7 protein-coding genes are annotated in these 10881 nt (G+C 75.2%); 6 read left to right on the top strand and 1 reads right to left on the bottom strand.

Annotated features, from left to right (window positions below):
• The first annotated feature begins 44 nt into the window (after positions 1-44).
• Positions 45-1874, top strand: coding sequence for a primosomal protein N' (locus AAHZ94_RS18980; RefSeq protein WP_349994155.1), 1830 nt, complete (start codon positions 45-47; stop codon positions 1872-1874).
• A 311-nt stretch (positions 1875-2185) separates the two neighbouring features.
• Here AAHZ94_RS18980 and AAHZ94_RS18975 read toward each other — a convergent pair whose 3' ends face one another.
• Positions 2186-2692, bottom strand: coding sequence for a hypothetical protein (locus AAHZ94_RS18975; protein ID WP_349994154.1), 507 nt, complete (start codon positions 2690-2692; stop codon positions 2186-2188).
• A 255-nt stretch (positions 2693-2947) separates the two neighbouring features.
• On the opposite strand from AAHZ94_RS18975, the gene fmt reads away from it, so the two are divergent.
• The 5 genes from fmt (at position 2948) to AAHZ94_RS18950 (ending at position 10860) form a co-directional block, all read left to right on the top strand.
• A complete protein-coding gene (gene fmt, locus AAHZ94_RS18970) occupies positions 2948-3880 on the top strand; it encodes a methionyl-tRNA formyltransferase (protein WP_349994153.1) in 933 nt (310 codons plus the stop codon).
• A gap of 356 nt (positions 3881-4236) precedes the next feature.
• Positions 4237-5286, top strand: a complete 1050-nt coding sequence (locus AAHZ94_RS18965; RefSeq protein WP_349994152.1) for an LLM class flavin-dependent oxidoreductase — start codon at positions 4237-4239, stop codon at positions 5284-5286.
• Between the two features lie 83 nt (positions 5287-5369).
• Positions 5370-6782, top strand: a complete 1413-nt coding sequence (locus tag AAHZ94_RS18960; protein WP_349994151.1) for an RsmB/NOP family class I SAM-dependent RNA methyltransferase — start codon at positions 5370-5372, stop codon at positions 6780-6782.
• Positions 6783-7020: 238 nt separating this feature from the next.
• Complete coding sequence (locus tag AAHZ94_RS18955) at positions 7021-8334, top strand: MFS transporter (RefSeq protein ID WP_349994150.1); 1314 nt, start codon at positions 7021-7023, stop codon at positions 8332-8334.
• A 204-nt stretch (positions 8335-8538) separates the two neighbouring features.
• Complete coding sequence (locus tag AAHZ94_RS18950) at positions 8539-10860, top strand: MMPL family transporter (protein ID WP_349994149.1); 2322 nt, start codon at positions 8539-8541, stop codon at positions 10858-10860.
• Positions 10861-10881: the final 21 nt, after the last annotated feature.

Here is a 10881-nt window from a genome sequence, read left to right as displayed (position 1 = left end):
CACAGAGCCGGGCGGGGGGGGCCTAATCCGACTACCGGGGGCGGTTGGCCGTCATCGCCCAGGTCCTCTCGCCCGAGCTGGCGCTCGGGCCGGGGCTGCTCACGGTGTGCCGGCTGGTGGCCGACCGGTATGCGGGTTCCCTCGCGGACGTGTTGCAACTCGCCGTGCCGCAGCGGCACGCCCGGGTCGAGGCCCAGCCGTCGCCGGCGCCACTGCCACCGCCGGGGCCGCCGGAGCCGGGTGGCTGGCGGCGCTATCCGCACGGGCCCAGCTTCTTGCAGGCGCTGGCCAGGGGCGATGCGCCGCGGGCGGTGTGGACCGCGCTGCCGGGGCCGCAGTGGCCGGACGAGCTGGCCCGGGCGATGGCCGCCACGCTCGCCTCCGGGCGCGGGGCGTTGGCCGTCATGCCCGACGGGCGCAGCGCCGCGCGGGTGGACGCCGCGCTCACCGCGCTGCTCGGCGCCGGCCGCCACGCGCTGCTCACCGCCGACAGCGGTCCCGAAGAGCGTTACCGCCGCTGGCTGGCGATCAACCGGGGCGCGGTGCGGGCCGTGGTCGGTACCCGGGCCGCGATGTTCGCCCCGGTGCACCGGCTCGGCCTGGTCGCGATCTGGGACGACGGCGACGCCAACCACAGCGAGCGGCACGCGCCGCAGCCGCACGCCCGCGAGGTGCTGCTGTTGCGCAGCGCGCACGAGCGGACGGCGTTCCTGCTGGGTGGCGTCAGCCGTACGGTCGAGGCGGCGCAGCTCGTGGACAGCCGGTGGGCGCTGCCGCTCGCGGCCGAGCGCGAAGTCGCCCGCGCCGCGGCCCCGTTGGTACGGACGGTCGGCGATGAGCAACTGGGGCGGGACGGCGCGGCCCGGGCCGCCCGGTTGCCCAGCCTGGCCTGGGAGACCGCGCGCGCGGGCCTGCGACACGGCCCGGTCCTGGTGCAGGTGCCGCGGCGGGGGTACGTACCGCGGCTCGCCTGCGATCGCTGTCGTACGCCCGCACGCTGCACCCGCTGCCAGGGGCCGCTCCAGGCGCCGGCCGCGGACGTGGCGCTGTGCTGCGGCTGGTGCGGGACCGGGTTCCCCGACTGGCACTGCCCCGAGTGCGGCGGGCGGCGGACCCGGGCGCAGGTGGTCGGCGCGCAGCGCACGGCCGAGGAGCTGGGGCGGGCCTTCCCTGAGGTGCCGGTGCTGTCGTCGAGCGGCGACCACATACGGACGACCGTCCCCGACCGCCCCGCGCTGGTGGTCGCCACGCCCGGCGCCGAACCTGTCGCCGCAGGTCCCGGCTATGCCGCGGCTCTGCTGCTGGACGGCTGGGCCCTGTTGTCGCGGCCCGATCTGCGGGCCGGTGAGGAGGCGCTGCGCCGCTGGTTGGCGGCGGCGGCGCTGGTGCGCGGGCAGGACGTGGGCGGGGTGGTGACCGTGGTGGCCGAACCGACGTTGCGCCCGGTGCAGGCCCTGGTGCGCTGGGACCCGGCCGGGCACGCGGCGCGGGAGCTGGCCGAGCGGGCCGAGCTGCGGTTCCCGCCGGTCTCCCGGATGGCGGCCGTCTCCGGGCCCGGCGCAGCCGTCGCGGACCTGCTCGACCTCCTGGAGCTGCCGGACACGGCTGAGGTGCTCGGCCCGGTGCCGGCGACCGATCCGCGTCCTGGCCGGGGCGGCCGACCGGGTGATGCGGCGGCCGGTGCCGAGTCGCGGCTCGCGCCGCCGGTCGCGGCGTCCGCCGGGGCGCAGGAGTGGCAGCGCGCGCTGATCCGGGTCCGCCCGGGCCAGGGCGCGGCACTCGCCCGCGCACTGAAGTCGGCCCAGGCCACGCGGCTGACCAGACGCCAGGGCGAGCCGGTGTGGGTGCGGGTGGACCCGCCCGATATCGGGTGAGGGGCGGGGCTGTGGGTTGCGGCGTGCCGTACCGGTGCGGGGTCGCCGCTGTGCCCGGTCGCCGGGCGACGGCGCCGGAAGCCGGTCTGACCGGTCGGGCCGTGGGGTAGGCCGCTGCGGAGGCGGGACGCGTACGGGCGGAGCGTACGGGCTCAGTAGCCGACGGCCGACCCGCTCCGGCCCGTACAACACACCGGCCCGGCGGTGGGGTGCCGCCGGGCCGGTGGGGAGGGGGAGGAAGTACGGGGTGGGAGAGCGGGGAGCGGTGGGGGAGAGTCGGGCAGGTGGGGGGATGGGGAGTCGGGGCGTGGTCAGCCGTTGCGGGGGCCGGGGAGGGCGCCCGGGCGGGGCTCTTCGCGGAGGGCGGGGAGGGACGGGACGGAGCGGGCGGCGGGGACGATGGGCACGGCCGTCTCCGTCGGGCGCTCGGCCGTGCGCAGCACCTCACTGTCGCCGACCGCGGACGAGGCGGAGCGCCGGCTGCCGTACCGACGGTGCACCGCCTGCTTGGTGACGCCGAGCGCCGACCCCACCGCGTCCCACGAGAAGCCCAGCGAACGGTCGAAATCCACCGCGGCCGTGACCAGCGTTTCGATGCTGTCCCGCAGCTCCTGCGCCAGCCGTACGGTGGGGGCCGGCGCCCGCCCGTAGACGACGAAGCCCGCGGACGGGCCGGTGCGTCGCGGGCGGTAGACGTTGCCGAGCTGGGCGGTGAGCGTACGCAGTGCGTCCACCTGCCGCCGGACCCGCTCGATGTCCCGGACCAGCAGATGGAGGCTGGCCCGAGCCTGGGCGTCGTGGGTTGCGTGGTCGGCCATGAACAAGCCTCTCGAACCGGCGTTGAAATTGACAGGGAATAAGGATCGGGCCGCTGGAGCAGCCCGATTTCGGTCAATCTGACTTGACCAACGCCCCAGCCGCCCTCGTGGTCACGGTCCGGGGCGCGCGGGGCCGGGCTCGTACGCCCCCCGATCGGGGCTCGGCCCAGCGGGGGCCCGGCACCGGGCCCGCGCGCGGTCGGCGGCCTAGACTGGGGCGCCGTTCCGCAGCGTGTGAGAGGTAGTCCGCCAGACATGAAGCTCGTCTTCGCCGGTACCCCCGAGGTCGCCGTACCCGCCCTGGACGCACTGCTCGCGTCCGATCGGCACGATGTGGTGGCCGTGGTCACCCGGCCCGACGCGCCCGCCGGGCGCGGTCGGCGGCTGGTCGCGAGCCCGGTGGCGCAGCGCGCCGAAGAGGCCGGCATCGAGGTGCTCAAGCCGGCCAAACCGCGCGACACGGACTTCCTTGACCGGCTGCGCGAGATCGCCCCCGACTGCTGCCCGGTGGTGGCCTACGGGGCGCTGCTGCCCAAGGTGGCGCTGGACATCCCCGCCCACGGCTGGGTCAACCTGCACTTCTCGCTGCTGCCGGCCTGGCGCGGCGCGGCCCCCGTGCAGCACGCGGTGCTCGCCGGTGACGAGATGACCGGCGCCTCCACCTTCCTGATCGAGCAGGGCCTTGACTCCGGGCCGGTGTACGGGGTGCTCACCGAGCAGGTGCGGCCCACCGACACCAGTGGTGACCTGCTGACACGGCTGGCCTTCGCCGGTTCGGGACTGCTGGCGGCGACCATGGACGGCATCGAGGACGGGACCCTGCAGCCGGTGCCGCAGCCCGCCGACGGCGTCTCGCTCGCGCCCAAGATCGAGGTCGCGGACGCCCAACTGGACTGGGCGGCGCCCGCGCTGCGGGTGGACCGGGTGGTGCGCGGCTGCGCCCCGGCGCCCGGGGCCTGGACGCTGTTCCGCGGCGAGCGGCTGAAGGTGATGTCCGTACGGCTGGTCGTCGACCGTACCGACCTCGCCCCCGGTGAGCTGGCCGCGACGAAGAACGCCGTGTTCGTCGGCACCGGCAGCCACGCCGTCGAACTGCTGTGGGTGCAGCCGCAGGGCAAGAAGCCGATGGCCGGCGCCGACTGGGCGCGCGGGGTGCGGATCGCGGCGGGGGAGCACTTCGAGGCGTAACCGCCGCGGCCCCTTGCCGCGCTGCCCCGCATCCGCCCCGCGCCCCGGCGGCATGCGGGGCACCTCGCGTACGCGCTCCCGCCCCCACCTCGCGTACGCACTCCTCGCCCCACCCTTCGCCCCACCCTGCGTACGCATCCCACGCGCGCACCCCGCGTCCGGGCCCCGCGGGCACCTGTCTCACCGCAGGCCGTGTCCACCCGCCCCATCCCCTCCGCACCCTGGACAGGCCGGGGCAAGCCCGCCAACACTTTCCGGGACGGTGTCCGGAGGGTCCCAACTCCCGTGTCCGCACGGCGTGTTCAGTTCCTCCGTACGCCTGCCCAGGCCCTTCCCGCTGTGATGAGGCGGCGCCCATGCGGTTCAGCTACGCCCTGCTCCCCGACTACCCGCTGGTCGAGTCCCTCGCCTCCATCCGGCTGGCCGACGCGCTGGGCTTCCACGCCTGCTACGTCGCGGACGAGACCTGGCACAAGGACCCGTGGCAACTGCTCGCGGTGGCCGCCGGGCAGACCCGTACCATCCGGCTCGGCACGTGCGCTTCGCCGGTCACCCTGCGCGAGCCGACGCTGATCGCGCAGGCGCTCGCCACCTTGGACGAGCTCTCCGGTGGCCGGGCCGAGGCGGTGCTCGCCAGCGGGAACTTCGGCCTCCTCGCCCAGTACGGCATCGACGCCGCCGCCCACCGCCCGCTCGCCCGGGTCAAGGAGGCGCTCGGCGTGGTGCGCACCCTGCTCGACGAGGGGACCATCACCCGGCGGGGCGCGTTCGCCTCGTACGAGGGGCTGTTCACCTTCGCCCGGCCGGTGCAGCAGCGGGTGCCGCTGAAGCTGGGGGCGATGCGCGGGCCGAGGTCGTTCGTCGCGGCGGGCGAGTCGTCGGACGGCTGCCACCATTCGATGAGCGCCACGCGGGAGGCGTACGAGTACGCCGTACGCCAGTTGCGTACCGGTGCCGAACGGGCCGGGCGGGACTGGCGTGACCTGGACATCGGCGCCTGGGTGGTCTTCGCCACCAGCCCGGACGGGGCGCTCGCCAGGGAAGCGGCCCGCAGCATGATCGGGCCCTACGCCTCGGCCGTCTCCGACGAGCAACTGCTGCGCAACGGCGTCGACCCCAGCGCCCTGCGGCCGGTGGTGGCCGCCGTGCGCGCCGGCGACCCGGCCCGTGGCATCGAGCTGACCGACCCGGGCGTGGTCGCGCGGCTCGCGGTCGCCGGGACGCCGGCCCAGTGCGCGGAGCAGATCCGCACCCAACTCCGCCCGGCCGGGGTCAACCACGTGATCTGTGCGATCGTCGATCCGACGCTGGTGCGCCTGTTCACCGGGCGCGAGCTGCCCGGGCTGCCCGGGGTGGACGAGCAGTTGCGGCTGGTCCACGAAGCGGTGCGGCCGGCGGTCGGGTGAGCCGCCGCCGGGGCTTGAAGCGCCCGCCGCGCCCCGGCACGTAGGCTGGGCCCGTTCGTCTTCCCAGCTCCGGAGCACCTTTCGTGAACGATCGCCGCCCAGCCAAGCCCTACCGCCGGCCGAAGAAGGACCCCGTACGGGTGCTCGCCTTCGAGGCGCTGCGGGCCGTCGACGAGCGGGACGCCTACGCCAACCTGGTGCTGCCCCCGCTGCTCCGCAAGGCCAGGGAGGACGGCTCCTTCGACGCCAGGGACGCGGCGCTCGCCACCGAACTGGTCTACGGCACGCTGCGCTGGCAGGGCACGTACGACGAGATCATCGCCGACTGCGTCGACCGGCCGCTGCGCGAGGTGGACCCGCCGGTGCTCGACGTGCTCAGCCTGGGCGCGCACCAGCTCCTCGGCACCAGGATTCCCACCCACGCCGCGGTCAGCGCCAGCGTGGAACTGGCCCGGGTGGTGCTCGGCGACGGACGGGCCAAGTTCGTCAACGCCGTGCTCAGGAAGATCGCAGCGGACGACCTGGAGGGCTGGCTGCGCCGCGTCGCGCCGCCCTACGAGGAGGACGCCGAGGCCCACCTGGGCGTCATGCACGCCCACCCGCGCTGGGTGGTCTCCGCGCTGTGGGACGCGCTCGGCGGCGGCCGGGCGGGCGTCGAGGCGCTGCTCGCGGCCGACAACGAACGGCCCGAGGTGACGCTGGTGGCCCGCCCGGGCCGGTCCACCGCGGCCGAGCTGCTGGCGGCTGCGGGGCCCGACCGCGCGCTGCCCGGCCGCTGGTCGGCACAGGCCGTACGGCTCGTCGAAGGCGGCGAGCCCGGTGCGTTCGACGCGGTCCGCGAGGGCCGGGCCGGCGTGCAGGACGAGGGCAGCCAACTGGTGGCCATGGCGCTGGCGAACGCCCCGCTCGACGGCGCGGACGCGCGCTGGCTCGACGGCTGCGCGGGACCGGGCGGCAAGGCCGCCCTGCTCGCGGCGCTGGCCGCCGAGCGTGGCGCGGCGCTGCTCGCCTCCGAGAAGCAGCCGCACCGGGCCAGGCTGGTGGCCAGGGCGCTGGCCGGCAACCCCGGCCCGTACCAGGTGATCTGCGCCGACGGCACCCGCCCGACCTGGCGGCCCGGCGCCTTCGACCGGGTCCTGGTGGACGTGCCGTGCACCGGGCTCGGCGCGCTGCGCCGCCGCCCCGAGGCCCGCTGGCGCCGCCGCCCCGAGGACCTGGAGGGCTTCGCCCCGCTCCAGCGCGGACTGCTGCGCGAGGCGCTGGCGGCGGCCCGGGTGGGCGGTGTGGTGGCGTACGCGACGTGCTCGCCGCACCTGGCGGAGACCCGGGCGGTGGTCGACGACGTCCTCAAGGCCACCGGCGGCGCCGAGTGGATCGACGCCCGCCCACTGCTGCCCGGCGTCACCGACCTGGGCGAAGGCCCGGACGTGCAGCTCTGGCCGCATCTGCACGGCACCGATGCGATGTACTTGGCGCTGTTGCGGCGTACGGGCTGAATCAGTCGGGCCTGATCCGGCCGGGACCGATCCGAGGTGGGGGGCCGGCGTCCCGGTCCACCGCTCCTCCGCTGATCCGGTCCACCGTCCGGTGCTGCTCCGGCCCGTCGCCCCGCCAAACTCACCACACCCCGTAACGGTACGAACCACCCCACCCGGCGTCCGATTACCGCGATGTGACGGATCAACCAGTTGGCTGGTACAGCGTGTTGCTGGTACGGCGTGCATGATTCGTCGGGTGAATGAGACGGAAGAGACGGCAGAGGCAAAGGAGACGCCGGATCGGTCCCGAAGACGGTGGGGCGTGTTGGCCCAGCGGGACTTTCGGCTGTTGTGGATCGGCGAGACCGTCAGCGGGTTGGGCAACAGCATGACGTCGGTGGCGTTGCCGCTGATCACGGTGGTGGCGCTGGACGCGGGTGCCACCGCGGTCGGTCTGGTCGCCGCTGCGGTGTGGCTGCCCTGGCTGGTCGTGGGGCTGCCGGTGGGGGCCTGGGTGGACGGGATGCGCAAGCGGTCGGTGATGATCGTCTGTGACCTGGTGGCGGGCGCGGCGCTGGTGAGCATTCCGGTGGCGGCCTGGCTCGATGCGCTCACCCTGACCCAGTTGATCGTCGTCGCCCTGATCTGCGGCACCGCCGGGGTGTACTTCAAGACCGCCTACCACACGTACGTCAAGACCGTGCTGCACGGCCGGGACCTGATGGAGGGCAACGCCAAGCTGCACGGCAGCGAGGCCGCGACCCGGGCCGCGGGGCCGGGCGCGATGGGCGTGCTGGCCCAACTCGTCGGCACGGTCGCCGGCTTGGTGGTCGACGCGGTCACGTTCCTGGTCTCCGCGGTGTGCCTGGCGCGGATCGAGGTGGTCGAGCCCGCCAAGGAGCCCGCCGCGGAACGGCTCCCGCTGCGCCGGCAGATCGCGGTGGGGCTGCGGTTCGTGGCCCGGGACCGGTACCTGCGGCCGATGGTGATCTGGGGCGCCACGGTCAACATGGCGCTGATGGGCTATCAGGCCGTGCAGGTGGTGTTCCTGGTGCGCACCGTCGGGCTCAGCCCGGCGATGGTGGGGCTCGTCCTGGCCAGCGGCAGCGTCGGCGGCATCGTGGGCGCGCTGTTGGCCACCCGGATCAGCCGCCTGGTGGGCTCGGCCCGGGGGCTGTTGGTCTTCCAGGCGGTCACCGCGCCCTTCGCGCTGCTGATGCCGCTGACCACGCCGGGGCCGGGCGTCTGGCTGTTCGTGACGGGCGCGCTGGCCGTCGGGATCGGCGTCGCGGTGGCCAACATCGTGGTGGGCAGCTTCCGGCAGTCCTACTGCCCGCCGCAGTTGCTCGGCCGGGTGGTGGCCACGGCCATGGTCATCAACCACAGCACCATCCCGGTCGGTTCGCTGCTCGGCGGTGTGCTCGGGGACGTGGTCGGCTACCGGTCCGCGGTGTGGATCATGACGGCGATCGTCGCCTCCTGCTGGCTCATCCTCGCCGCGAGTCCGATGCGCAGCGAGCGCGACCTACCCGCCACACAGGCGCCGGTGGAGCAGCCCGCGGTGGGCTGAGCCGGCCGGGCCGCCCGCCGGCACGGGGCGGGGGCACGCGCCCGGGTGCGCGGCGCGGAGCCGCCCGGGTACGTGCGCGCGATGACGGCCCGCGGCGGACGTACTCGATAGTGAGTAGCCCGGATTGTCGGCACGGCGGACGACGTGCCGGGGCCGGCCGGAAAGGCTTGAGGGGTTCCCAGAGCAGTTACGGAGACCTCTCGTATGGCCAGTTACCTTTCTCGGATGGGGCGTTGGGCGCATCGGCGCCGCCGCCGGGTCGGGCTCTTGTGGGTGGCCGCGCTGGCCGCCCTCTTCTTCGCGTCGGCCCATGCGCCGGAGCCCCCGGAGGACTCGACGTCCATGCCGGGCATCGAGGCGCAGCAGGCGTTCGACCTCATCGACGAGCGGTTCCCGGGCGGTGAGGCGGACGGCGCGAGCGCCCGCGTCGTCTTCGTCGCCCCGCAGGGGCAGCGGGTCACCTCGGCCGCGTACCGCGCGACCATCGAGGCCCTGCTGACCGATGTGGCCGCCGGGTCGCAAGTGACCGATGTGTCCGATCCGTTCGCCGGCCAGGGGGTGAGTGAGGACGCGGGTACGGCGTACGCCACCGTCGCGTACGAGGTGAAGGAGGACGAGGTCAGCGACGACAGCCGCGAGCAGTTGACCGGTGCCGTCGAGCGGGCCAGGGCGGCCGGGCTGACCGTCGAGGCGGGCGGCAGCGCGCTGGAGGGCGAGGGCTCGGCCGGCGTCGGCGAGGCGCTCGGCGTCGGGGTCGCCGCCGTGGTGCTGCTGATCACCTTCGGATCGCTGGCCGCCGCGGGGTTGCCGCTGGTCACCGCGCTGGTCGGGGTGGCGGTGAGCATGTTCGCGATCACCGCGCTCGGCAGTGCGCTCGGGCTGTCGTCGACCACTGGCGAGTTGGCGATGATGCTCGGCATCGCCGTGGGCATCGACTACTCCCTGTTCATCGTCTCCCGCTACCGCGAGGAGCGCGGGCGCGGCCACGGCCCGCAGGAGGCGGTGGGGCTGGCCACCGGCACCGCGGGCGCCGCCGTCGTCTTCGCCGGGCTGACCGTCATCATCGCGCTGGCCGGCCTCGCGGTGGTGGGCGTCCCGATGCTCACCAAGATCGGCCTGGGCGCCGCGGGGGCGGTCGCGGTCGGCGTGCTGGTGGCGCTGACCCTGGTACCGGCGCTGCTCGGCTGGTGGCCGCACGCGGTTTTGGCCCGCCGGGACCGACGGGGTGACCCGGGCGCCGGGGGCGGGGGCGCCCGTGGTGGCCGGCCCGGCCGTGGTGCCCGGCGCATCCGATTCGGCCGGGCGGGCGCGGGCCGCGCGGGCCGGCCGGGACGGGGTGGGGCCGTGAACATCGCTGCCGGTGCCCCCGCCGCGGGCAAGGCGAGCACCCGGTGGGCCGGTTTCGTGCTCCGTCGCCCCGTGCCGGTGCTGGTGGCCGCGGTCGCCGGGCTCGGGGCGCTCGCGGTGCCGGCGACGGATCTGCAACTCGGCATGCCGGGCGACGAGGCGAAGCCCACCTCGACCACCGAGCGGCGGGCGTACGACGCGCTCGCCGACGGTTTCGGGCCCGGGTTCAACGGCCCGCTGGCCGTCGTGGTCGACCTGCGCGGGACCGCACGGCCGACGGCTGCCGCGCGGCGGGTCGCGGACCGGATCACCGGCACCGAAGGCGTGGTCGCGGTCTCCCCGGCCGAGTTCAACCGGGCCCGGGACACCGCGGTGTTGACCGTCACGCCCGCGTACGCGCCGACCAGCGAGCGCACCAAGGACCTCGTACACGCCATCCGTGCCCTGCGGCCGGCGGCCCTGTCCGAGACCGGTGCCACCTTCGCGGTCACCGGTACCACCGCGCTCAACATCGACGTCGCACAGAAGATGCAGGACGCCCTGGTGCCGTACCTGGTGGTCGTCGTCGGGCTGGCCTTCGTCCTGCTGCTGGTGGTCTTCAGGTCGCTGCTGGTGCCGCTCAAGGCCGCGCTCGGCTTCCTGCTGTCGGTGCTGGCCGCCCTCGGCGCGGTCGTCACGGTCTTCCAACGCGGCCACGGCGCCGGCGTCTTCGGCGTCGAGCAGACCGGGCCGGTCATGAGCCTGATGCCGATCTTCCTGGTGGGCATCGTCTTCGGGTTGGCCATGGACTACCAGGTGTTCCTGGTCTCGCGGATGCGCGAGGCGTACGTGCACGGGGAGCGGCCGGGGCAGGCCGTCGCCACCGGGTTCGGGCACAGCGCGCGGGTCGTGGTGGCCGCCGCGCTGATCATGATGGCGGTGTTCGGCGGGTTCATGACGGGCGCGGACTCCATGGTCAAGATGGTCGGCTTCGGGCTGGCGAGCGCCGTGCTCTTCGACGCCTTCGTGGTCCGGATGGCGTTCGTCCCCGCCGTACTCGCCCTGCTCGGCGAGGCCGCCTGGTGGCTGCCGCGCTGGCTGGACCGGCTGCTGCCGCGGGTGGACGTGGAGGGCGCGGACCTGCGCCCGGCCACGCTGCCGGCAGCCGCCGGCGGGCCGAAGGACACCACGCGCGCCTGAGCGGTGGCCGGGCCGCGCCGC

This window comes from Streptomyces sp. HSW2009 (assembly GCF_040240285.1).
Classification (GTDB): domain Bacteria; phylum Actinomycetota; class Actinomycetes; order Streptomycetales; family Streptomycetaceae; genus Streptomyces.
This window is presented reverse-complemented; position numbering and strand designations above follow the sequence as displayed.